Source organism: Lelliottia wanjuensis (assembly GCF_030238365.1).
Lineage (GTDB): Bacteria > Pseudomonadota > Gammaproteobacteria > Enterobacterales > Enterobacteriaceae > Enterobacter > Enterobacter wanjuensis.
Genome location: NZ_JASSOT010000047.1, coordinates 103,378 through 123,995, shown reverse-complemented (window position 1 = coordinate 123,995; position 20,618 = coordinate 103,378). Strand labels below are relative to the sequence as shown.

Here is a 20,618-nt window from a genome sequence, read left to right as displayed (position 1 = left end):
CTCACTGCCATTTACGGTGATACGCGCCAAGCGTGGTTTGCGTGCCTTCGGACATTGCGCCCAGGGTGTCCATCCAGGTCGGTTGGGGCGCATAGTTCTGCGGATCGGCCATGCAGCGGTCAATCGCCTGACGCCACACTTTGGCGACCTGGCTGACGTACGCCGGGCTGCGCTGGCGGCCTTCGATTTTCACCGAGGCGATATTCGCCGCCAGCAGTTCTGGCAGCAGCTCCAGGGTGTTCAGGCTGGTCGGCTCTTCGAGAGCGTGATACCGCTCGCCGTCGACCAGATAGCGGCCCTTACACAGCGTCGGATAACCGGCGTTTTCCCCGTCCTGGTAGCGGTCGATCAGCACGTCGTTCAGACGCGATTCCAGCCCTTGCGGCGTCTGCTGCCAGCGCACAAAGCGGGCAGGGGAGCAGGCCCCGACGGTATTCGGCGATTCGCCGGTCAGATAGGACGACAGATAGCAACGGCCTTCCGCCATAATGCACAGACTGCCGAACGCAAAAACTTCCAGGGGAACTGGCGAGACCCGCGCCAGTTGCTTAACCTGATGAATAGAGAGCACGCGCGGCAACACCACGCGGGCGACGTCGAAGTGGCGGTGATAGAAACGCACGGCCTCCTCGTTGGTGGCCGAAGCCTGAACAGAGACATGGCGCTCAATATGCGGATAGCGTTCTGCGGCATACTCCAGCATAGCGAGGTCGGCCAGAATCAAGGCATCTGCCCCAAGCTGGGCCGCCATATCCACCGCGCGCTGCCAGCGCGCATAGCCATCGGGATGGGCGAAGGTGTTGATGGCGATATGTAATTTGCGGCGGTGCTGGTGGACGAAGTTAACCGCTTCCTGAAGCTTTTTCTCCGTGAAGTTCAGACCAGCAAAATGGCGGGCGTTGGTGTCATCTTTCAGACCGATATAGACCGCGTCGGCGCCATTTTCGATGGCCGCCTTAAGTGCCGGAAGGTTTCCGGCTGGACAGAGCAGCTCCATAATTTATCCTGACGTTCGCTGCCCCAGAGGGCACAAAATTGTTAACGAACGGGGAGTTTAATTAACCTCCACGCGACAATTTTTGATTTAAGGCAGTTAATGGCGTATTGATGACACCAATAATCAATGACGTCGCAATACGGTTTGTTGATTTACGCCGCTACGATGGCTGCCGGATATGGCAAAATAACGGGATTATCGACATCAGGGAGTAAAGCTCGTGCTGGAAAAACTGCGTTCACGCCTCGTACAATTTGGTCCATCAATGCTGAGCGTGCCGGTCAAACTGACACCGTTCGCCCTTAAGCGTCAGGTGCTTCAACAGGTGCTAAGCTGGCAGTTCCGCCAGGCGCTGGAAGAGGGCGAGCTGGAGTTTCTGGAAGGCCGCTGGCTGAGTATCGAGGTGCGTGACATTGGACTGCGCTGGTTTACCTCCGTTGAGAACGGCAAGCTGCTGGTCAGTGATTCCGCCCCAGCGGATGTCAGTTTCAGTGCGAACGCCAGCGATCTGCTGATGATTGCCGCCCGTAAGCAGGACCCGGATACCCTCTTCTTCCAGCGTCGTCTGGTGATTGAAGGCGATACCGAGCTTGGCCTGTACGTCAAAAATTTAATGGATGCCATTGAACTGGATCAGATGCCGAAGGCGCTGCGCACGGTGCTGATGCAAATGGCCGATTTCGTTGAGGCTGGTCTGAAAAACCCGCCTGAAAGTAAACACACTTCAGTAGGTGAGCCATGCTGATTCGAGTTGAAATTGGGATTGATGCCCCAGGTATTGATGCATTATTACGTCGGTCGTTCCCGGAAGACGGCGAGGCCCGACTGGTCCACGATCTGCGCGAAGACGGTCTGGTGACGCTCGGTCTGGTCGCGACGGACGATGAAGGGCAGGTCGTGGGTTATGTGGCGTTCAGCCCGGTCGCCGTTCAGGGTGAAGATCTGCAGTGGGTCGGAATGGCCCCGCTGGCCGTGGATGAAAACTATCGCGGTCAGGGGCTGGCGCGCCAGCTGGTGTATGAAGGGCTCGATTCCCTGAATGAATTTGGCTATGCCGCGGTGGTGACGCTCGGCGATCCGGCGTTCTACGGTCGCTTAGGGTTTGAGCCTGCCGCGCCTTACGATCTGCACTGCCGCTGGCCGGGCACCGAAACCGCCTTCCAGGTGCATCGCCTGGCGGATGACGCCCTGAACGGCGTCAGCGGTCTGGTTGAGTATCACGATCACTTCAATCGCTTTTAACCGGCGCCGTTTGCAGGCTCTCGCGTAGGGCCTCAAACGACCCATCCCCGGCGACGAGGCGCTCTTTCTGGCGCTTCGTCAGCTGTTTAATGCGGTACTCCATCTTCAGCGCCAGCGAGCGCTCACCCACGTGCGCCGAAAAGGCCAGCGTCAGCTCACCTTTCCCCCGCAGCGCTTTGGCGCCTTTTCCCGTTTGATGTTCAAGGAAGCGCCGCGGCACATCGGTGGTAATCCCGGTGTAGAGCGCATTGTTGGCCGTTCGGACAAGATAAAGAAACCAGCACACGGTTCATAGATTCAGTATGTTAAGGTGAACGCACCATAGCATGAGAGGGAACAATAATGGAAACTCTGGCCGCCATCAGCCGCTGGCTGGCAAAGCAGCACGTCGTCACCTGGTGTGTCCACCGTGAGGGCGATCTGTGGTGCGCGAATGCGTTTTATTATTACGATCCCGAGCGCGTGGCGTTTTACGTCCTGAGCGAAGACAAAACCCGCCATGCGCAGATGTCCGGGCCCATCGCGCCGGTCGCAGGGACGATCAACGGTCAGCCGAAAAATGTCGCGCTGATCCGCGGCGTGCAGTTTAAAGGTGAGATTCGTCGTCTGGAAGGGGAGGAGAGCGACGCAATGCGCAAGCGCTACACGCGCCGCTTCCCGATGGCTCTTGCCATGTCAGCGCCAGTCTGGGAAATTCGCCTCGATGAGCTGAAATTTACCGACAACACGCTGGGCTTCGGTAAGAAGCTTCACTGGCTACGATCCGAGCAGGCGTAGTGCTTCGCGGTTAAAGGCCGGCAGATCGTCCGGCGTCCGGCTCGTGACCAGCTGATTGTTATCGACGACCACTTCCTGATCGTAGAAATCTGCTCCCGCATTTTTCAGATCGATAACGATCGGTTTAACCGCGGTCAGTTTGCGCCCCCGCACCACCTCGGCGCTGATCAACAGCTGCGGCCCGTGGCAGATGGCGAAAACAGGTTTGCCGCTGGAGACAAAATCACGTGTGAACGTCACAAAGCGCTCGTCGCCGCGCAGCGTATCCGGGGAGTGGCCGCCAGGTAACAGCAGGGCGTCAAAGTCTGCCGGGCGCACTTCATCAATGGCTTTGTCGATGGTCACACTGGCCTCGCCCTTATGGCCTTTTACCGTTTTTCCGGCCTGCTTATCGATCGTCACCACCTCGTGCCCGGCTTTGCGAAATGCCTCGGCGGGTGAGGTGAACTCTGAATCTTCAAACTCGTCGGTGATCAATACGGCTATTTTCTTGCCCATGTTTCCTCCGTTGTTTTGGCTTCAGACAGATTTTTTTCCGTTTGTGGTAAATACTTACCCGTAACAGACTTTTAAGTGTGGCTAAGCAGGCTGAAATCGCAAACGGACTAATCTGCAAAGGAGATAAAATGAGCCAGGTATTAATCACAGGAGCCACCGGGCTGGTGGGCGATCACCTTCTGAGAATGCTGATCCGGGAGCCGAGGATCAATTACATCGCCGCGCCCACCCGACGCCCGTTAGCGGACATCTCGGGCGTATACAATCCTCACGATCCGCAGCTGACGGATGCCCTCGCCCAGGTGCAGGATCCGATCGATATCGCCTTTTGCTGCCTAGGGACCACCCGCCGTGAAGCCGGCAGCAAAGAGGCCTTTATCCACGCCGACTACACGCTGGTGGTGGATACGGCGCTCACTGCCAAACGTCTGGGGGCGAAGCACTTCTTAGTGGTCAGCTCGATGGGCGCGAACGCGAACTCGCCGTTTTTCTACAACAAAGTGAAAGGCAAAATGGAAGACGCCCTGATCGCGCAGAACTGGGACCGGCTCACGATTGTGCGCCCGTCAATGCTGCTGGGCGATCGTGAAAAGCAGCGTTTCAATGAGTCGATTTTTGCGCCGCTGTTCCAGCTTTTCCCCGGCAACTGGAAATCCATTCAGGCGCGTGATGTGGCGAGCGCCATGCTCCATGAAGCTCGCTCCCCCTCAAAGGAGGGCGTCAATATCATCCCGTCGGCTAAACTGCGTGAAATCGCAAAAGGCGAGGCGTAAACTCCCCGGGCTAAATGAATCTCACTCCCGGGGAATGCTATGACTGGTCAGTCTTCATCTCAGGCGGCAACGCCATTTCAGTGGTGGAAGCCCGCACTCTTTTTTCTCGTCGTTATTGTTGGTCTCTGGTATGTGAAATGGCAGCCCTATTACGGCAAAGCCTTCACCGCAGCTGAAACCCATACCATCGGCAAATCGATCCTCGCCCAGGCCGACGCCAGCCCGCTCCAGGCGGCGTGGGATTACGCTATGGTCTACTTCCTCGCCGTCTGGAAAGCCGCCGTGTTGGGCGTGCTGCTGGGGTCGCTGATTCAGGTTCTCATTCCGCGCCAGTGGTTACTGCGAACCCTCGGGCAACCGCGCTTTCAGGGGACGCTGCTCGGCACGATCTTCTCGCTGCCGGGGATGATGTGCTCCTGCTGCGCCGCACCCGTCACGGCAGGCATGCGGCGTCAGAATGTGTCGATGGGCGGCGCGCTGGCATTCTGGATGGGCAATCCGGTCCTTAATCCGGCCACGCTGGTGTTTATGGGCTTTGTGCTTGGCTGGCATTTTGCGCTGATCCGGCTGGTGGCGGGGCTAATCATGGTACTGGTGGTGGCTTCGCTGGTGCAGCGTCTGGTGAAAGAGCAGAACGTCCAGCCCGCGTCAGTTGAGGTTGATATGTCTGAACCCCAGGGCGAGTTCTTCTCCCGCTGGGGCAAAGCGCTGTGGCAACTCTTCTGGAGCACCATCCCGGTCTATATTCTGGCGGTGCTGGTTCTGGGCGCGGCGCGCGTCTGGCTCTTCCCGCACGCGGACGGGGCGATCGATAATTCCCTGCTGTGGGTGATTGCGATGGCGGTCGCCGGATGTCTGTTCGTCATTCCGACGGCGGCGGAGATCCCGATCGTGCAAACCATGATGCTCGCTGGAATGGGCGCGGCACCTGCTCTGGCGCTGCTGATGACGCTGCCTGCGGTCAGTTTGCCGTCGCTGATCATGCTGCGTAAGTCATTCCCGGCAAAAGCCCTGTGGCTGACGGGCGGGCTGGTGGCACTGAGTGGGGTGATAACAGGAAGTATTGCGCTACTGTAGGACAAAAAAATCCCCGGCCAGTGCCGGGGATTTTCTTATTTAATGAAGGTAAAGGCGGTGGTGACTTTCTTCACGCCGCTCACGCGGCTGGCAATATCCGCTGCCGCTTTGCCTTCCCGGTCGGTGACCAGGCCGAGCAGGAACACTTCGCCATTCTCGGTAGTAACTTTCACGTTAGAGGATTTCACCTGATCGCTGCCCAGCAGCTGGGAGCGCACCTTGGTGGTAATCCAGGTATCAGACGACGCGGTACCCAGACCAATCGGCTGGCCCTGACGCACTTCGTTAAACACCTCGGTGGTCCCTTCGACGCCCATGGCGATCTGTTTCGCGCGGGAGGCGAGATCCAGATTCGGCGCCTGGCCTGCCAGCAGCACTTTGCCCTGATAAGCGGTCACGTTAATGCGCGCTTCTTTCTTAATTTGTTCGTCTTTCGACAGGGCGCTGTTCACGCGAAGTTCCAGCGTACCGTCGTCCACCTGGGTTCCCACAGAGCGCGGGTCGGTTGCGGCTTTGGTGCCAACAGCCGCCGTACCGACGACGGCCGCCGCGATGCATCCCTGAAGCAGCAGCGCAGAAATAAGGACTGCGAGGGGCGTTAATGCCTTCATTAGTACTCCTTAATCATCCTGGTGAGGGAAAAGCGTGTTATCGATCAGATCGCATAAGCAGTTCACCGTCAGCATGTGCATTTCCTGAATGCGCGCGCTGCGATGAGAAGGAATGCGGATTTCCACATCCTGCGGCCCTAACAGACCCGCCAGTTCGCCGCCGTCGTAGCCCGTCAGCGCGACGATAGTCATATCGCGCGTCACGGCCGCTTCCACGGCTTTGACGATATCGCGGCTGTTACCGCGCGTGGAAATCGCCAGCAGAACATCCCCGGCATGCCCAAGGGCGCGCACCTGTTTTGCGTATATTTCGTCATGCAGACGATCGTTGGCGATCGCCGTTAAGACCACATTATCGGTATTAAGTGCAATGGCGGGTAAACTTGGGCGTTCTGTTTCAAAACGATTGATCATGCTGGCAGCAAAATGCTGTGCGTTGGCGGCCGATGTGCCATTGCCACAACAGAGGATTTTGTTGCCATTCAGCAGGGACTGTACCAGCGTCATCGCGGCACGAGAAATAGCATCCGGGAGGGCTTCCGCCGCTGCAATCTGAGTTTGAATGCTTTCTGTGAAACAAACCTTAATTCTTTCGAGCACGTTATCCCTTTAAAACTTTGTTTTAGACGTCTTCGCCAAAGGCGTTTTTCAGCCATTCTACGTCGTTTCCGGTGAAGGCTACCACATCGAACCGGCAATCCACAGTATCAAAACTCCCATTATGGCGGGCGAGCCACAAGAGCGCAGTCTGTAATAATTTTCGTTGTTTGGCGAGCGTCACGCTGGCGGCAGCGCCCCCAAAGCGGGACGACTGTCGGAAACGGACCTCAATAAACACGGTGACCTGACCCTCTTTCATGATCAGATCAATTTCGCCGCCCCGTTCACGAACGTTGGCGGCGATAAAACGCAGTCCTTTGCCTTCCAGCCAGCGACGCGCTTTGAGTTCCCACGCGTCGCCGGTCTGTTTACGGCTTAACTGGCCGGGACGATCTGCCCCTGCTGGTATTTGAGCCATGATAACTTCCTGTTAATCACGCAATCCTGAGTGGCGGTCAGATCGCCGGTGTTGCCGTTAAGCTCAAAGCCCGGCACCTGGCGCATCTGGGTAAAGTGATTCGCCAGCGCCCACGCATCCACGCCCATGGCGTAAAGACGGGCGAGGGAGTAGTCGTTACGCACGCTGCTCAGCGCCTGCTGCATCAGCGCCGGGTTGCTGCCCGCCAGCATCGGGATTTCGCTGTACTGCAGGCCATCCATCTCCAGACGGAAATCCGGGCCCGCGGTGCCTTGCGCGCTGCGCGAGCTGGCGTACAGGGTCGCACCGCTCTGGCTGCCGTTACGCATGGCGATCATCGGTTTGATAAAGGCGATCTCTTCTGGCGTGGCGACGATATAGGCTGCGTCCACTTTACCGCCGCCGCTGATTTGCGCGTCAGTCGGTGGAGCCGGAATGGTCAGGCCGCCGATGGTGACACCCTGCTGCTGTGGCAGGCTGGCGGTCACCGGGCTGCCGGTGAGCGAGATACCCGAGCCGCTGTTAACGCCCGCACGCAGTTCTGAGGTTGAGCCAAATTTCTGCTGCAGTACAACGCCGCCGCCCAGCTGTTGCCACTCCTGAGCAAAGGCATTCGCCACCCGATCGCCGAGTGCGCTACGCGGCGTCAGCAGCAGTGGAGCCTGTTTTCCCTGCTCGTGGATATGACGCGCCGCGTCGCGAGCCTCATCTTCCGGCGAAAGGGCGAAGTAGCAGATGTTCGCGCGATTCTGTACCTGTTCAGGTTGGTTAAGCGCCAGCACGTTCAGGGTAGTGTTGCTCTTCATCAGCTCTTCAACGTTGTTCTTCAGCAGCGGGCCGACCACGATGCTGGCTCCATCCTGCTGAACCTGCGCCAGAACCTGATCGAGCGGCTGCGAGCTGGTGTCGTAAATCTTCAGCTCAGCGCCTGGGTTTGCGGTGGCGGCAACAACGGCCTGCGGCTGTGCGGCGGGCTGTTGTTCTGGGGCTGCAGTTTGCGGCTGAGTCGCGGCAGCATCCGTTGTCGGCGCGGCTGGCGTTTCAGCTGGCGCTGGCTGTGCCGCCGGAGCTGGAGTTTGTGGCGCCGGAGCCGTTGCCGGAGGCGTCGTTGGCGCTGTAACCGGGTTTTGCATAGTGCCCTGAGCAGGCGTCTGCGTGGTGGTTAAATCGGTGGTTTCCGCTGCCGACGGGCTGATGACGTCATTGACGTTAGCGGCCTGTGCCGCCTGCGTTGGAACCGCACTGCCCGCTACCGCGGTGGTGCCGTTTTTCGCCGCTTCAAAGCCCTGCTGAATGGTGCGACCAAACACCGCCGCCTGACCGTTCAGGGGAAGTAACAGGGCGATTTTATTCACCGATGCGGGTTTGAAGTTCTGCACGTTGACCAGCTGCGTGGGCAGCATTTTCGCGCCTGGGTTTTGCGGATAGCGGGTCTGCCAGTCGGTGATCCCGGCTTTCAGCATCTTCGGATCGCTGCGGTTGGTGAACCACATCTGCTGCAGATCCAGCCAGCCCTGCAGCACGTTTTCGTCGGCGTTGATCACCAGCGTTTGCGCCTGCTCCGGCGTCATGGCCGACAGCGCCTGCCAGGTGGCGTCGATATTCTTCTGCTTAGCATCGCCGCTCAGCAGCGGCTCCTGCGCAATCAGAGCGCGAAGCAGGGGCAGGGAAGGGCGGCCCTGTTCGGTGGCAATGGTTGCCTGCCAGTAGCGCGCCTGCTGGTTGTTATCCAGCGCTTTCACGTCGATGTCGGCGAGGATTTTTTTCGCGGACGCGAAATCTTTCTGTGCGGTTTTCACTTCCGCCGACAGCAGAGTCTGTTCGCGACGCTGGGTATCGTTCAATTCCTGCGGCAGCTGGTTGTACAGATCGACCGCCTGCTGGGTTTTGCCCTCTTTCAGCAGTGAACGAATGGCAAGTAATTGCCAGTTGGTCTTGGTATCATCTGAGCTTTGCGACATCTGTTGCAGATAATAGCCGGAATCAGCCTGCGCAGTACCCTCCATATGGGCAGCAGTCTGATCGGGCGCCTGAGTGCCACAGCCTGCGAAAATCAAGGCTGCCAGCACAATGGGCAGGCTGCGCGAAGCTTTTGTTCGAAGAAACGTTAAGGGTACCATACTGTATCCAGTGATATTTTTTAGGCAATGCTCAATATTAAATCGGCAATACGGACTAAACAATGAAACAACACGAAACGGCAGATAATTCTCAAGGCCAGCTTTATATTGTACCTACTCCTATCGGGAATTTGTCTGATATTACCCAACGTGCGCTCACCGTTTTACAAGCTGTTGATTTAATTGCCGCCGAAGACACTCGCCACACCGGCCTGCTGCTGCAACATTTCGCCATTAGCGCCAAAATGTTCGCCTTACACGATCACAATGAGCAACAAAAAGCCGAATCGCTGGTGGCGAAACTGAAGGAAGGGACGAACATCGCGCTGGTGTCCGATGCCGGGACACCGCTGATTAACGACCCCGGCTATCACCTGGTGCGTACCTGCCGCGAAGCCGGTATCCGCGTGGTGCCCCTGCCCGGTCCGTGCGCCGCGATTGCCGCCCTGAGCGCCGCGGGTCTGCCATCCGACCGTTTCTGCTACGAAGGTTTTTTACCGGCTAAATCCAAAGGCCGTCGCGACGTACTGAAAGATCTCGAAGCCGAGCCGCGCACCCTGATTTTCTACGAATCAACCCACCGTCTGCTGGACAGTTTAGAAGACATGGTCGCCGTCTGGGGCGAATCCCGCTACGTGGTACTGGCCCGCGAGTTGACCAAAACCTGGGAAAACATCCACGGCGCTCCGGTCGGTGAACTGCTGGCGTGGGTGAAAGAGGACGAAAACCGCCGCAAAGGTGAAATGGTCCTGATTGTCGAAGGCCATAAAGCGCAGGAAGACGCACTGCCCGCCGAAGCGCTGCGCACCCTGGCGCTCCTGCAAGCCGAACTGCCGCTGAAAAAAGCCGCCGCGCTTGCCGCCGAAATCCACGGCGTGAAAAAGAATGCGCTGTACAAGCATGCGCTGGAGCAGCAGGGGGAATAATCCGTGAGCCGCTACCAGCCACCTTTCACCATCACGCCATCCATCCTCAATCAGGTTGTGGAGATTGGCGAACTGCTGGGGCATTGGGCGGCTCAGTCAGGGCGCACTTCACCGCTGCTTCGCAAAGAAAACCGTATTCGTACCATTCAGGCGTCTCTGGCGATAGAGCATAACTCGCTGACGACAGGCCAGGTAACGGCGATCATGGAAGGCAAGAGAGTGCTGGCGCCTGAGAAGGATATTCAGGAGGTGCGAAACGCCATTCTCGCATATGAGAAAATGCCTGACTGGAAAACCTCGAATCTCAGCGATCTTCTGAGCGCACACCGTTTACTCATGACCGGGCTCGTCGATAATCCGGGGAAACTACGGACTGGCGATGTCGGCATTTACCGCGGCAATACGCTGGTGCATATGGCACCACCCGCATCGCAGATGCCGCGCCTCGTTGATGACCTGCTGGACTGGCTCAAAAAGACGGACCTTCATCCCCTGATTGCCAGCTCGGTCTTTCATTACGAATTTGAATTTATTCATCCGTTTGCCGACGGAAATGGCCGCATGGGCCGTTTATGGCAAACGCTGATTTTGAGTCACTGGCGAAATGAGCTGGCGTGGCTGCCGGTTGAGACCCTGATCCACTATCAACAGGCTCATTATTACAAGATACTGGGTCAGTGCGATAAAGTCAGCGACTGCACAGCGTTCATCGAGTTTATGCTAAAAAATATGGCCGATGCACTTCGGGAAGGCATATCCCAATCCCTTTCCATGTCGGAAGAAATGTCGGATAAAATGTCGGAAGAAAGTGCGGCCTATCTGACCGCAGCAGAACGCGACATTCTTCAGATTCTGCAGGATAACCCGAAGTTGTCGGCAGCAGCGTTGGCGGAACAAACCGGAACCACATCGCGCACAATTGAACGCTACCTCAAACAGCTACAGGACAAATCCCTGCTGCAGCGTATCGGCCCGAAAAAAGGCGGCTTTTGGCGCGTGAAGCAGTCGTTGTAGGCCGGGCAAGCGCAGCGCCGCCCGGCACGCCCTTCGTTACAAAATCCCCAATGCCGACCCGACAATCGCCAGCACAAAAGTGACGGCAATCAGCAGCACCGGATGGGCTTTCTTCACCCGCAGCAGGTAGTACATCAGCAGGGTATAGCCCATCGGCAAAATGTTCGGGAACACCTTATCGAAGAAGTCCTTTTGCAGCGCCACGCTGTGAGTGGCGTCGATGGCGAAGCTGGTGACGACGTTGATATGCACATATGAGGCAATCAGCCCGCCGATCACCGTGATCCCAAGAATCGTTGCCGAGCGGGCGATCATCTGCGAGTTCTCTCGCACCTTATCGATAGCCTTGATCCCCACCGTATATCCCACATGCGTCCAGCCCACGCGCAGGAAGAAGATCGCCAGATAGACGCCGAAGAACAAAATCGGCCCCAGCAGGTTGCCCTGGCTGGCAAAGGAGGAACAAATCCCGGCCATGATCGGCAGCAGCGTAAACCAGAAAATCGCGTCGCCAATCCCGGCGATCGGGCCAAACAGCGCCACCTTCAGCCCCTTGATGGTGCTGCGGTTTTCGCCTTTCTCCTCCATGGAGATCAGCAGCCCCATCAGGAACCCGACCAGGTTCGGGTGGGTGTTGATAAATTCCAGATGATCCTTCATCGCCGCGCTGAGCCCTTCTTTGTCGCCTTTGTAGATCTTTTTCAGGATCGGCAACATCGCCCAGGTAAAACCGCCCGCCTGCATGCGTTCGTAGTTAAAGCTCGCCTGCAACAGAGAGGATCGGAACCCCAGGCGCGTAATGTCTTTTTTACTGATTTCAGATCCCATTGCTGTAATCCTCTTCATCTTTTTTCGCAGCCGCTGCGGCTGGCTGGGCGGCGTTTTTGGCTTTGGCGTTAAAGAACTCATACACCGCAAATCCGGCTCCTAACACGGCCACCGGCAGCAGGTTGCTCACCTGGATGTAACAGACAAACAAGAACCCGGCGATGAGGTAAGGGATGTACTGCGCCTTGAACATCACACGCAGCAGCAGGCCAAAACCCACCGCTGGCAGAATACCGCCCGCCACTTCGAAGCCGTGGGTCAGCCAGGCGGGCATCGCTTTGACCAGCGCCTGCATCGCCCCTTGTGCGAGGTAGGTGCAGAGGAAAGTGATAATCGCGTAGGTGCAGGCGACGATTAGCGTGGTCGTCCAGTTAAGGCGCGCGAAAGCGGCGGTGTTGGTCTCTTTCGCATACTTATCGGCCTTCGACATAAACAGAGAGAATGCCGAATAGAAGAACAGAATTACGTACTGCATCAGCAGGCTAAATGGCAGCCCGAGGCCGATGGCGGTTTTGGCGTCGACGCCGGTCGAAAAGGCAATGACGGTGGTCATCACCCCGGCCATGATCGGGTTCGGCGGCTGCACGCCCCCGGCAGGCGTTAAACCGGCGAAAGCCAGCTCCGTTAAACCGCCGGTGATGAGGCCAATGTGGATATCGCCCAGAATCGCCCCGGTGAGGGTACAGACGATAATAGGACGAAACAGAAACAGCGCTTCCAGCCAGAAATCTATCCCTAGAAAGAAAACTAAAGCCGCCAGGGATATCCCCTGAATCAATGTTATTTCGTGCATTTTTTTGCCTCGTAATGATGACTTCAGCTATTTGAATGTCGAGACACTGCCACTAATCGGGGATGCCTTCTTTTGCGTCCCCCGGAACATCCTGGATAAAGAGATTCACGCCGCTGCGCTTGATGAAACGCAGATCGTCGAGATCGCTCTCGTCCACGTATACCTTGCTGCTGATCTGTTTTTTGCCTTCCGAGAAGTGCATATTCCCGACGTTGACGTCCTTCAGCGGCACGCCGCCCTCAATCAGTTTTCTGACAATGTCCGGCGTGCGACAAATCAGGAAAATTTTCTGGTGCGGCGCGGCCTTCTCGATAATGGCGATGGTCTTTTCGATGGAGAAAAAGCGGATACCAAATCCGTAAGTGTCCGCGGTGATCCCCATCAGCTTTTGCTGGATCTCGTCTTTGGCGACCTCGTCGTCAACGACGATCAGCAGATTGGCACCAATGGTCGACGTCCATGTCACACCCACCTGGCCATGCACCAGACGATTATCGATACGGGTCAATAAGATATTGGGGCTACTCATAGTCTTCATTCCTGCCGATGTTGGGTTGTGAGTGTTGTTGTTTTATCAAACGGTTGCTGAATCGAGCACCAGTTTGTTGGCCGATCCGCAGACGTTAATTTTGTTTTTAACCACCTCTTTCATGGCGTCCATACCCACTCGCATGTAGTAACGCGGGTCGTTACCCTGCGGGTTTTCGCGGAACCATGCTTTAACCGCATCGGAAAACGCGATTTTCAGCTCGGTCGCGACGTTCACTTTGCACACGCCCAGTTCGATGGTGCGACGCACGTACTCATCGGGCACATCACTCGCGCCGTGCAGCACCAGCGGGATATCCACCACATCGCGGATCTCGCCCAGACGCTTGAAATCAATTTTCGGCGTTTTGGTGTACAGCCCATGCGCCGTGCCGATGGCCACCGCCAGACTGTCAACGCCCGTCAGTTCGACAAAGCGTTTCGCCTCCTGCGGATCGGTCAGGAAGGCGCTCTCGGCGTCCACGCTCATGTCGTCTTCCACGCCGCCCAGCCGACCCAGCTCCGCCTCGACGCTGCAATCATGGAGATGGCAGAAATCCACCACCGATTTCACCAGCTTCACGTTCTGCTCAAACGGGAAATGGCTGCCGTCGATCATCGCGCTGCGTACGCCCGCGTTGACCTTGCGACGAATGTCGTCCAGCGATTCATGGTGATCGAGGTGCAGCGCCAGCGGCATGTCGTAGGTGAGGGAGTAGGCGCTGCACAGGGCGTAGATCTCTTCCAGCGCGATATGCTTAAAGGTGCCCGGCGTTCCGGCAAGGATCACCGGCGATCGCATTTCGCTGCACACTTCGAGGATCGCCTGGATCGTCTCGGCGTTATGGATGTTAAACGCAGGCACGGCGTACCCTTTTGCCTGCGCATCCTGCAGCAGATATTTGGTGGAGATAATACTCATGATGCGCTCCCTGGTGTCTGCCATGGGTGAATGATCACGCCCTGCACCACGCGGTTCACGGTGCCGCTGGCGGAAGGGGTGTCCGGGGTATTTCCGACGCTTAACGACTGGGTCAGGGCAAAGACCTGGGCGTAAATCAGGAAACAGAAAGCCAGTTCCACGTCGACGAACTCACGCGAAGCAGGCAGCAGAATATGAGGGCCCGCGTCAGTCACCGGATCGCGCTCAGCGGTAATCGCGATCACTTCCATCGCCTGTCCGTCGCGGCGCAGCTCCGCCAGCAGGTCGAGATCGTACTGACGCGTATAGGGATGGCTGGAGACAAACACCACCACCAGCGTTTCGCTATCCACCAGGGATTTCGGGCCGTGACGGAACCCGGTTGGTGAGTCATAAAACGCAACCACTTTCCCGGCGGTCAGCTCCAGCACTTTGAGCGCCGATTCTCGGGCCGCCGCCTGCAAGCCTCCGCTGCCGAGATAGACGATCCGCTTCCAGGGTTTATCACCAAACACGCCGCGGCTGAAATCGCCGAGCGAGGCGAGGATCGACTGGCAGCGATCCGCCACATCCTGGAAGGTGTTGCTGTTGATCCTGTCCGGCGCGAACACCGCCAGACAGCTCGCCATCATGGTGGTGATGCTGCTGGTCATCGCGAACCCGCGATCGTGGGTTTCGGCAGGCATCAGCAGGGCAAAGGCGTTGTCACTGTCGACCGCATTTTTGTAGAGGCTACCGGCCTCGTTGCAGGTGATCGACAGGTGATAGCACTCAGGGACGAACTGGTTTGCCAGCTCCACGGCGGCCACGCTTTCCGGACTGTTGCCGGATCGGGCAAAAGAGACCAGCAGCAGGGGATGCGTCGGGTTCAGATAATCCATGGGATTCGTCACCAGATCGGTGGTCGGAATCGCCGTAAAGTTTTTCCCGGTGTGGCGCGCAAGCCACGGGGCGATAATGTCGCCGATAAATGCCGAGGTTCCCGCGCCGGTCAGAACGATCCGCAGATCGTCTTTTTGCAGCAACGGCGAGAGAAAGCGATCGAGCGTCTGTCGAATATTGTCGATATTTTTGAGGGAACGGCTCCAGCAGCCGGGTTGCTGACGGATCTCTTTTTCCGTCCAGGTGCCGGTGGCAGTTTGGGTTTCTGGCATAACGCAGTCCTTAGTAAGGTGAATCCCACGTCAGACTTCGGCTAAGTGACCTTTGTCTTTCGTTTCGTTTCACTTGTTCGATTGATTAAAATCTATCGAAAGGAAAACGAAAGATCAACATGCAAAAAGAAATAAAACGAAAACTGTGATCGATGAAACACAGCGTTTTATCTATTCATTTGATAAATCATCGTTTTTTAAATTCAGGCTGGTAAAGGCGTCTGGATTAAGAAAGGAAAAGAAAGGCCTGCGGGATTTCCCGAAGGCCAAGGTGATGCACAATGAAAGGGCTAAGGGGGAGAGCCTGCCCGGAATGAAATCAGTGGTTAAATGCCTTCCTCAACGGGCTTTTCCTCGCGGCAGCGCCCCAGCTCATCTACCAGACTCGTCAGCCCGCGATGCCCGCACTCCAGCGCCTGTAAACGAAACGCTTCGCTGCTCAGCCCGTCGCGCTCCATCACCATCTCCAGCAGCAGCTGGAGGTTGGTGCCGGTGATCACTTCCCAGCCCGGCTTTTCCATCGCCATGGTCGAGGCCACGCGAAACGGCGTGCCGCCCAGCAGATCGGTCAGAAAGACGATATCTTCCGCGTCACCCAGTTCGGCAATCGCCTGCTCCAGCTGCGACGTCAGTAGCGCGGTGGTGGAGGTTTCGGGAAAGTCGATGGCAACAAATTGCTCCTGTTCACCGAGGATCTGCTTCATCGCTTTTTCCAGCCCGCTGGCAAACCCACCGTGGCCCGTCAAAATAATGCTTAACATCTAAGACCTCTTTGTATTCACAGGAAGTGACAGAATTTGCCGACCACGCCCAGCACCACCGTAATGCCGATCAGGCGTAACGGGCTCCAGCCACGGCGTACCAGCCAGAACATGGTCAGGGTGTAGACCAGTGGCAGAAACGCGGGCATCAGCTTGTCGATCACATCGGTTTGCAGTTTCACCACCGCATCGCCAGCGGTGATCTCAAGCGTGGTATTCAGCCGCACATAGGTGGCGACCAGCGCGCCGATGACCGTCATCCCGACGATAGAGGCCGCGTGGCCCACCTTTTTGGTGTTGGCCTTAATCAGCGGAATGGCGGCGACCCCCATCCGATAAGCATAGTGCGCGAGGCCAAAACGCAGCCCCAGGTGTACCACGTTGAACATCACAATAAACACGACTGCGCCAAGAATTGAGCCTTGCAGCGCCAGACTGGCACCGATACCGCCGCAGATCGGCAACAGCGTCAGCCAGAACATGGCATCGCCAATCCCGCCGAGCGGCGCACCCACCGCAATCTTGGTGCTCTGAATGCTGTTCACGTCCTGCTTGGAACGCTCCATCGCCAGAATAATGCCGATCACAAAGGTCACCAGGAACGGGTGAGTGTTGAAGAAGCCCATGTGGCCTTTCATGGCGCGCGCCAGATCGCGTTTGTTGGTGTGGATTTTTTTCAGCGCCGGAAGCAGGCCGTACAGCCAGCCCGAGGCCTGCATACGTTCGTAGTTGAACGACGCCTGCAGGAGCATCGAACGCCAGGCCACGCGGTTGATGTCCTTTTTCGTCAGCTCCGCGCCGATCGTCTGATCTTCATAGATATTTTCGTTCACGCCGGACAGAAGCGTCTCGTCGTTATCGGAGACGGCCGGCAGGGTGGTGTGATTAGATGCCATCTTCGAATTCCTCTTTCTGAGCAACGGGAGCCGCGGGTTCTGGAGCTTTGCGCACAAAATCGATCAGGGCCATCGCCAGCGCCGCGGCGGCAATCGCCAGCACCGGCAGTTTCAGCCAGGCGGCAGCGACAAACCCGAGAATGAAATAGGGGATGTAGACATTTTTCATCATGATTTTCAGCAGCACGGCAAAGCCGATCGCTGGCATGATGCCGCCCGCTACGCCCAGACCGTCAATCAAACGGGCAGGTAGCACGTCGATGGCGGTTTTGGCATGTTCGGCGCCAAAGTAAATCGGCAGGAAGGCGCAGAGAAAATAGAAGATCCCCAGTGCCAGCAGCGCCAGATAGTTCACCCGCTCGATTCCGTTGGTATCGGCGTTCGCCGCCATTTTGTCGCAGCGCGCCATCACGCCGGACATCACCGAGAACAGGAAGGTGATCCCCATCTGCACCGCCACGGCGAACGGAACCGCTACGCCGACGGCCACCTCGGGTTTCACGCCCGTGGTAATGGCGAATGTCGTCCCGACGATGGTGCCGATAATGACGTTTGGCGGCTGCGCACCGGCTAGCGGTGCCAGCCCCATCCATACCAGCTCCAGCGTCCCGCCGGTCAAAATCCCCGTATGCAGATCGCCAAGAATCAGGCCCACCAGTGGCCCAAGCACCACCGGGCGGTGCATGTGCGTTAACCCGTTGAACATATCCAGGCCCGCGATAAAGGCGAGAATGCCCAACGCAAATGCCTGCAACAGACTGATTTCCATTGTGAATCCCTCAGAGTAGTTTAAAGAGATCCAAAGCGGGTTCTGTCGGAACGCCCTGAACAAAGCATTCCACCCCGGCGGCTTTCAAACCGCTAAATGCCGCGATATCACCGGCATCGACAGAGACCGTTTTGGCAATTTGTTGTTTGCCATTGGCGTAGTGCATATTTCCGACATTGATACGTGTCACCGGCACGCCGCCCTCGACGAGGGTCAGGAAATCGGCGGGCGACTTGCAGACCAGCAGGATTTTCTGCCGGTCGGCGGCACGGTGAATGTTGTCGATCACCTTTTGCAGGGACCAGAAGCGAACGGCAATTCCCTCTGCCAGCACCATTTCCATCAGGTTTTGCTGGACCGAATCCTCAGCGACCTCATCGTTGGCAACCAGCACCAGATTCGCGCCAGCGAATCCGACCCACTGAACGCCGACCTGGCCGTGGATCAGACGTTCATCGATGCGGCATAAGACAATGTTTGGCATAGCATTATCCTCTTCGTTGTTATGCGTTATGGGACGACGCGCCCTGACAGGCTGCGTGATACTGGCGCAGTATGTCCTGAATGTGGTCGATGATGAGTTCCCGCGGCGCAGCCTTGAGAGCCTCCTCGCGAACTTTTCGATACTGCAGCGGTAAGTACTGGCTGACGAGTGGGAGCGGAATCGGCTCATCGGCCAGGTTGCGCACCAGCCGCTCGAAGGCGTCGTCGATTTGGCTGTCCGGCCAGTAGTAGCGAACGCGGTCCGAATAGCTGTAGCCGCGCGCCAGTCGACGGGCGTGGCCGTCACCGTGGTAGTGGCTTTGCCAGTATTCCGGACGGTCGAGCATCACGCTCTCCAGCACCTGGCGCAGGCCAGAACTGGCTTTGGCAGGCAGCAGTTCTTCTTCAATGGCGGCCAGTGAGAACAGGGCTTCGCGCAGGGCGAAGGTCAGCGCCGGGCCGACTTTCAAAATCGCGAAGTGATCTTTCACCAGCTGGCGCAGGGCCTGCGGCGTCTGGTAGTCGGTGGAGTGCGCCTCAAAGACCAGCGAATCATAGCCTTGCACCATTTCACTCAGGGCAACGGCTTTCTCCGGGCGATAGTCAATCACATGGGTGTGATCGAATTCGACGCCAGGCTGCACTACCAGCCCGATGATGCGCGGCCAGATATCTGCCAGCCCCTGTTTTTCGAAGGCGAGGCGATGGGCTTCCAGCGTGGCGCGTGCCGCTTCCGGCGTGGTGACTTCCAGCTCGGTCAGCGCTTCGTGAGCCCCGCCGGGAACCGGCACTTCTGTGCCAATCACGTACACCAGATCCGGCTCACCAAAGTGCTCGCGGCTGGTCTGTTCGGCAATCTTCGCCAGCCGCGCGGCGCGTTCGGCGACGATCTCATCCGTCAGTGGAACCGGATCGTCCTCGCAGGACATGCTGCAGTCGAGGTGGATCTTTTGAAAACCGGCGGCCACGTAGCTTTTGATCAGATCTTCGGCGTTGGCCATTGCTTCACTGGCGGTGAGGTTTTGCCAGCGATTCGGGCCGAGATGATCGCCGCCTAAAATCAGCTGCGAGAGCGGGAAATCCAGTTTGTTGGCAAGCTGGCTAACAAAGCCGTGAAAATCGGCGGGTGTCATACCCGTATAGCCGCCGAACTGATCCACCTGGTTGGACGTCGCCTCAACCAGCAGGGCGGTGTGATGATCGCGAGCGAAGCGAATGGCGGCTTCAAGGACCAGCGGATGTGCGGAGCAGACGGCGTAGATACCGTTGCCTGCGCCTGCTTTATGCAATTCCACCATTTCAATAAGATGTTTCACTTTCCTCTCCACGTTGGATGGTTTGAGTGCTAATCTTTCGTTTTATTTCACTTTATACTGCGTGATGGTCTTATAAAAATAAAACGAAAGATAATAGTTTTCCGATCTGTTTCACAAAAGAAACATAATGAAAGGTTTCAGCAAGGGGATAGCAGGGTGTCGGAAGGCGGATGGGGCTTGCATTCCACTAAAGGAAAGGCGTTAATAGGCCAAACGAAATGAAACGAAAGATTTTCTTAAAGGAGCTTGCATGAGCAGCACCGAATCCTCCGCGGAGAAACGCGTGACCGGCACCAGCGAAAGGCGTGAACAAATTATCCAGCGGTTGCGACAGCAGGGAAGCGTCCAGGTGAACGATCTTTCAGCGCTATATGGCGTGTCTACGGTGACGATCCGTAACGATCTGGCGTTCCTCGAAAAACAGGGCATCGCCGTTCGCGCCTACGGTGGCGCGCTGATCTGCGACGGTAACACGCCGGGCCTTGAGCCTTCCGTCGAAGACAAAAGCTCCCTGAATACGGCGGTGAAACGCAGTATTGCGCAGGCGGCAGCGGACCTGATTAAACCGGGCCACCGCATCATTCTTGACTCCGGTACCACCACCTACGAAATAGCGCGCATGCTGCGCCAGCACACGGACGTCATCGCCATGACCAACGGCATGAACGTGGCGAATGCACTGCTGGAGGCGGAAGGGGTTGAGCTGCTGATGACCGGCGGGCACCTGCGTCGTCAGTCCCAGTCGTTTTACGGCGACCAGGCCGAGCAGTCGCTGCAAAACTATCATTTCGATCTGCTGTTTTTGGGTGTGGATGCCATCGATACGGACCGTGGCGTCAGTACGCATAATGAGGATGAAGCCCGGCTGAATCGGAAGATGTGTGAAGTGGCGGAGCGCATTATCGTGGTCACCGACTCCAGCAAGTTCAATCGCTCAAGCCTGCATAAAATCATCGATACCCCGCGTATCGATATGGTCATCACCGACGAAGGCATTCCGGCGGAGAGCTTACAGGAGCTTCAGCGGTCGGGGATTGAAGTGGTGCGGGTGAAACAGTAAGTGTCAACAGAGCCGGGTGGCGGCTGCAAGGTAAAAGCAAACGGCAACCCTTGGG

Annotated in this window: 25 protein-coding genes; 8 read left to right on the top strand and 17 right to left on the bottom strand. The window is 57.2% G+C overall.

Annotated features, from left to right (window positions below; all coding sequences use genetic code 11):
• Nucleotide 1: 1 nt before the first annotated feature.
• On the bottom strand, nt 2-997 hold the full coding sequence (ubiU, locus tag QQF33_RS04095) for a ubiquinone anaerobic biosynthesis protein UbiU (protein ID WP_285157417.1): 996 nt from the start codon (nt 995-997) through the stop codon (nt 2-4).
• A gap of 220 nt (nt 998-1,217) precedes the next feature.
• On the opposite strand from ubiU, the gene ubiT reads away from it, so the two are divergent.
• Both ubiT and QQF33_RS04085 read left to right on the top strand, forming a co-directional pair.
• Complete coding sequence (ubiT, locus tag QQF33_RS04090; protein ID WP_282491797.1) at nt 1,218-1,742, top strand: ubiquinone anaerobic biosynthesis accessory factor UbiT; 525 nt, start codon at nt 1,218-1,220, stop codon at nt 1,740-1,742.
• Nucleotides 1,736-2,239: a GNAT family N-acetyltransferase gene (locus QQF33_RS04085; RefSeq protein ID WP_282491795.1), complete on the top strand. Its 504-nt coding sequence runs from the start codon at nt 1,736-1,738 to the stop codon at nt 2,237-2,239. Before ubiT ends, QQF33_RS04085 begins: the two co-directional genes overlap by 7 nt.
• On the opposite strand, the gene QQF33_RS04080 is transcribed toward QQF33_RS04085, so the two are convergent.
• Nucleotides 2,226-2,525 (bottom strand): GIY-YIG nuclease family protein, encoded by a 300-nt coding sequence (locus tag QQF33_RS04080; RefSeq protein WP_285145811.1) that lies wholly within the window; start codon nt 2,523-2,525, stop codon nt 2,226-2,228. The two genes, QQF33_RS04085 and QQF33_RS04080, sit on opposite strands and share 14 nt — an antisense overlap.
• A 56-nt stretch (nt 2,526-2,581) precedes the next feature.
• On the opposite strand from QQF33_RS04080, the gene QQF33_RS04075 reads away from it, so the two are divergent.
• A complete protein-coding gene (locus tag QQF33_RS04075) occupies nt 2,582-3,016 on the top strand; it encodes a YhbP family protein (protein WP_285148148.1) in 435 nt (144 codons plus the stop codon).
• Here the strand turns inward: QQF33_RS04075 and QQF33_RS04070 are convergent.
• On the bottom strand, nt 2,996-3,514 hold the full coding sequence (locus QQF33_RS04070) for a type 1 glutamine amidotransferase domain-containing protein (RefSeq protein WP_103948848.1): 519 nt from the start codon (nt 3,512-3,514) through the stop codon (nt 2,996-2,998). The genes QQF33_RS04075 and QQF33_RS04070 overlap by 21 nt on opposite strands.
• A gap of 128 nt (nt 3,515-3,642) precedes the next feature.
• Between QQF33_RS04070 and QQF33_RS04065 the strand changes: the two genes are divergently transcribed.
• Together QQF33_RS04065 and QQF33_RS04060 are read left to right on the top strand one after the other, a co-directional pair.
• A complete protein-coding gene (locus QQF33_RS04065) occupies nt 3,643-4,287 on the top strand; it encodes an NAD(P)H-binding protein (protein ID WP_285157416.1) in 645 nt (214 codons plus the stop codon).
• A 39-nt stretch (nt 4,288-4,326) separates the two neighbouring features.
• Nucleotides 4,327-5,364: a permease gene (locus QQF33_RS04060; protein WP_285157415.1), complete on the top strand. Its 1,038-nt coding sequence runs from the start codon at nt 4,327-4,329 to the stop codon at nt 5,362-5,364.
• A 35-nt stretch (nt 5,365-5,399) separates the two neighbouring features.
• Here QQF33_RS04060 and dolP read toward each other — a convergent pair whose 3' ends face one another.
• The 4 genes from dolP to QQF33_RS04040 are packed head-to-tail and all read right to left on the bottom strand — an operon-like array spanning nt 5,400 to nt 9,113.
• Nucleotides 5,400-5,975 (bottom strand): division/outer membrane stress-associated lipid-binding lipoprotein, encoded by a 576-nt coding sequence (gene dolP / locus QQF33_RS04055; protein WP_100778770.1) that lies wholly within the window; start codon nt 5,973-5,975, stop codon nt 5,400-5,402.
• Nucleotides 5,976-5,984: 9 nt separating this feature from the next.
• On the bottom strand, nt 5,985-6,575 hold the full coding sequence (gene diaA, locus QQF33_RS04050) for a DnaA initiator-associating protein DiaA (protein ID WP_003861754.1): 591 nt from the start codon (nt 6,573-6,575) through the stop codon (nt 5,985-5,987).
• A gap of 22 nt (nt 6,576-6,597) precedes the next feature.
• The gene (locus QQF33_RS04045; protein ID WP_282491789.1) at nt 6,598-6,993 is read right to left on the bottom strand and encodes a YraN family protein; all 396 of its coding nucleotides are present in this window, start codon (nt 6,991-6,993) and stop codon (nt 6,598-6,600) included.
• Nucleotides 6,951-9,113 carry a penicillin-binding protein activator gene (locus QQF33_RS04040; RefSeq protein WP_285157414.1) on the bottom strand — a complete coding sequence of 721 codons (2,163 nt, stop codon included), beginning with the start codon at nt 9,111-9,113 and terminating at the stop codon, nt 6,951-6,953. The genes QQF33_RS04045 and QQF33_RS04040 overlap by 43 nt, the downstream gene beginning before the upstream one ends.
• 62 nt (nt 9,114-9,175) lie before the next feature.
• Between QQF33_RS04040 and rsmI the strand changes: the two genes are divergently transcribed.
• The gene (rsmI, locus tag QQF33_RS04035; RefSeq protein ID WP_103947034.1) at nt 9,176-10,039 is read left to right on the top strand and encodes a 16S rRNA (cytidine(1402)-2'-O)-methyltransferase; all 864 of its coding nucleotides are present in this window, start codon (nt 9,176-9,178) and stop codon (nt 10,037-10,039) included.
• 3 nt (nt 10,040-10,042) lie between these two features.
• Entirely contained in the window at nt 10,043-11,053 is a 1,011-nt protein-coding gene (locus QQF33_RS04030; RefSeq protein WP_285157413.1) for a Fic family protein, read from the top strand.
• 36 nt (nt 11,054-11,089) lie between these two features.
• Here QQF33_RS04030 and agaD read toward each other — a convergent pair whose 3' ends face one another.
• The 10 genes from agaD to kbaZ all read right to left on the bottom strand — a co-directional run bounded on the left by agaD (nt 11,090) and on the right by kbaZ (nt 19,503).
• On the bottom strand, nt 11,090-11,881 hold the full coding sequence (agaD, locus tag QQF33_RS04025; protein WP_282491787.1) for a PTS galactosamine transporter subunit IID: 792 nt from the start codon (nt 11,879-11,881) through the stop codon (nt 11,090-11,092).
• The gene (gene agaC / locus QQF33_RS04020; protein WP_282491786.1) at nt 11,871-12,674 is read right to left on the bottom strand and encodes a PTS galactosamine transporter subunit IIC; all 804 of its coding nucleotides are present in this window, start codon (nt 12,672-12,674) and stop codon (nt 11,871-11,873) included. The genes agaD and agaC overlap by 11 nt, the downstream gene beginning before the upstream one ends.
• Before the next feature lie 52 nt (nt 12,675-12,726).
• Nucleotides 12,727-13,203 (bottom strand): PTS galactosamine transporter subunit IIB, encoded by a 477-nt coding sequence (gene agaB / locus QQF33_RS04015; RefSeq protein ID WP_285145805.1) that lies wholly within the window; start codon nt 13,201-13,203, stop codon nt 12,727-12,729.
• A 45-nt stretch (nt 13,204-13,248) separates the two neighbouring features.
• Complete coding sequence (gene kbaY / locus QQF33_RS04010; RefSeq protein WP_282491784.1) at nt 13,249-14,124, bottom strand: tagatose-bisphosphate aldolase subunit KbaY; 876 nt, start codon at nt 14,122-14,124, stop codon at nt 13,249-13,251.
• Nucleotides 14,121-15,278, bottom strand: a complete 1,158-nt coding sequence (locus tag QQF33_RS04005; RefSeq protein WP_285157412.1) for an AgaS family sugar isomerase — start codon at nt 15,276-15,278, stop codon at nt 14,121-14,123. The genes kbaY and QQF33_RS04005 overlap by 4 nt, the downstream gene beginning before the upstream one ends.
• Before the next feature lie 326 nt (nt 15,279-15,604).
• On the bottom strand, nt 15,605-16,039 hold the full coding sequence (gene agaF / locus QQF33_RS04000; RefSeq protein WP_282491782.1) for a PTS galactosamine/N-acetylgalactosamine transporter subunit IIA: 435 nt from the start codon (nt 16,037-16,039) through the stop codon (nt 15,605-15,607).
• A 17-nt stretch (nt 16,040-16,056) separates the two neighbouring features.
• Nucleotides 16,057-16,935 carry a PTS N-acetylgalactosamine transporter subunit IID gene (gene agaE / locus QQF33_RS03995; protein ID WP_285145802.1) on the bottom strand — a complete coding sequence of 293 codons (879 nt, stop codon included), beginning with the start codon at nt 16,933-16,935 and terminating at the stop codon, nt 16,057-16,059.
• Entirely contained in the window at nt 16,925-17,704 is a 780-nt protein-coding gene (gene agaW / locus QQF33_RS03990) for a PTS N-acetylgalactosamine transporter subunit IIC (RefSeq protein ID WP_285157411.1), read from the bottom strand. The genes agaE and agaW overlap by 11 nt, the downstream gene beginning before the upstream one ends.
• Nucleotides 17,705-17,714: 10 nt before the next feature.
• Complete coding sequence (gene agaV, locus QQF33_RS03985) at nt 17,715-18,188, bottom strand: PTS N-acetylgalactosamine transporter subunit IIB (protein WP_285145800.1); 474 nt, start codon at nt 18,186-18,188, stop codon at nt 17,715-17,717.
• Between the two features lie 19 nt (nt 18,189-18,207).
• Nucleotides 18,208-19,503 carry a tagatose-bisphosphate aldolase subunit KbaZ gene (gene kbaZ, locus QQF33_RS03980; protein ID WP_285145799.1) on the bottom strand — a complete coding sequence of 432 codons (1,296 nt, stop codon included), beginning with the start codon at nt 19,501-19,503 and terminating at the stop codon, nt 18,208-18,210.
• A gap of 250 nt (nt 19,504-19,753) precedes the next feature.
• Between kbaZ and QQF33_RS03975 the strand changes: the two genes are divergently transcribed.
• The gene (locus QQF33_RS03975) at nt 19,754-20,563 is read left to right on the top strand and encodes a DeoR family transcriptional regulator (protein WP_285148163.1); all 810 of its coding nucleotides are present in this window, start codon (nt 19,754-19,756) and stop codon (nt 20,561-20,563) included.
• Nucleotides 20,564-20,618 lie beyond the last annotated feature (55 nt).

Bases quoted from the DNA above. Each gene is read 5' to 3' on its own strand.
- QQF33_RS04065 (WP_285157416.1), top strand. From the start codon at position 3,643: ATGAGCCAGGTATTAATCACAGGAGCCACCGGGCTGGTGGGCGATCAC.
- QQF33_RS04060 (WP_285157415.1), top strand. From the start codon at position 4,327: ATGACTGGTCAGTCTTCATCTCAGGCGGCAACGCCATTTCAGTGGTGG.
- agaF (WP_282491782.1), bottom strand. From the start codon at position 16,039: ATGTTAAGCATTATTTTGACGGGCCACGGTGGGTTTGCCAGCGGGCTG.
- agaE (WP_285145802.1), bottom strand. From the start codon at position 16,935: ATGGCATCTAATCACACCACCCTGCCGGCCGTCTCCGATAACGACGAG.
- dolP (WP_100778770.1), bottom strand. From the start codon at position 5,975: ATGAAGGCATTAACGCCCCTCGCAGTCCTTATTTCTGCGCTGCTGCTT.
- kbaY (WP_282491784.1), bottom strand. From the start codon at position 14,124: ATGAGTATTATCTCCACCAAATATCTGCTGCAGGATGCGCAGGCAAAA.
- QQF33_RS03975 (WP_285148163.1), top strand. From the start codon at position 19,754: ATGAGCAGCACCGAATCCTCCGCGGAGAAACGCGTGACCGGCACCAGC.
- agaV (WP_285145800.1), bottom strand. From the start codon at position 18,188: ATGCCAAACATTGTCTTATGCCGCATCGATGAACGTCTGATCCACGGC.
- agaC (WP_282491786.1), bottom strand. From the start codon at position 12,674: ATGCACGAAATAACATTGATTCAGGGGATATCCCTGGCGGCTTTAGTT.
- QQF33_RS04070 (WP_103948848.1), bottom strand. From the start codon at position 3,514: ATGGGCAAGAAAATAGCCGTATTGATCACCGACGAGTTTGAAGATTCA.
- agaB (WP_285145805.1), bottom strand. From the start codon at position 13,203: ATGAGTAGCCCCAATATCTTATTGACCCGTATCGATAATCGTCTGGTG.
- ubiU (WP_285157417.1), bottom strand. From the start codon at position 997: ATGGAGCTGCTCTGTCCAGCCGGAAACCTTCCGGCACTTAAGGCGGCC.
- QQF33_RS04085 (WP_282491795.1), top strand. From the start codon at position 1,736: ATGCTGATTCGAGTTGAAATTGGGATTGATGCCCCAGGTATTGATGCA.
- agaD (WP_282491787.1), bottom strand. From the start codon at position 11,881: ATGGGATCTGAAATCAGTAAAAAAGACATTACGCGCCTGGGGTTCCGA.
- rsmI (WP_103947034.1), top strand. From the start codon at position 9,176: ATGAAACAACACGAAACGGCAGATAATTCTCAAGGCCAGCTTTATATT.
- QQF33_RS04005 (WP_285157412.1), bottom strand. From the start codon at position 15,278: ATGCCAGAAACCCAAACTGCCACCGGCACCTGGACGGAAAAAGAGATC.
- QQF33_RS04075 (WP_285148148.1), top strand. From the start codon at position 2,582: ATGGAAACTCTGGCCGCCATCAGCCGCTGGCTGGCAAAGCAGCACGTC.
- agaW (WP_285157411.1), bottom strand. From the start codon at position 17,704: ATGGAAATCAGTCTGTTGCAGGCATTTGCGTTGGGCATTCTCGCCTTT.
- QQF33_RS04040 (WP_285157414.1), bottom strand. From the start codon at position 9,113: ATGGTACCCTTAACGTTTCTTCGAACAAAAGCTTCGCGCAGCCTGCCC.
- QQF33_RS04045 (WP_282491789.1), bottom strand. From the start codon at position 6,993: ATGGCTCAAATACCAGCAGGGGCAGATCGTCCCGGCCAGTTAAGCCGT.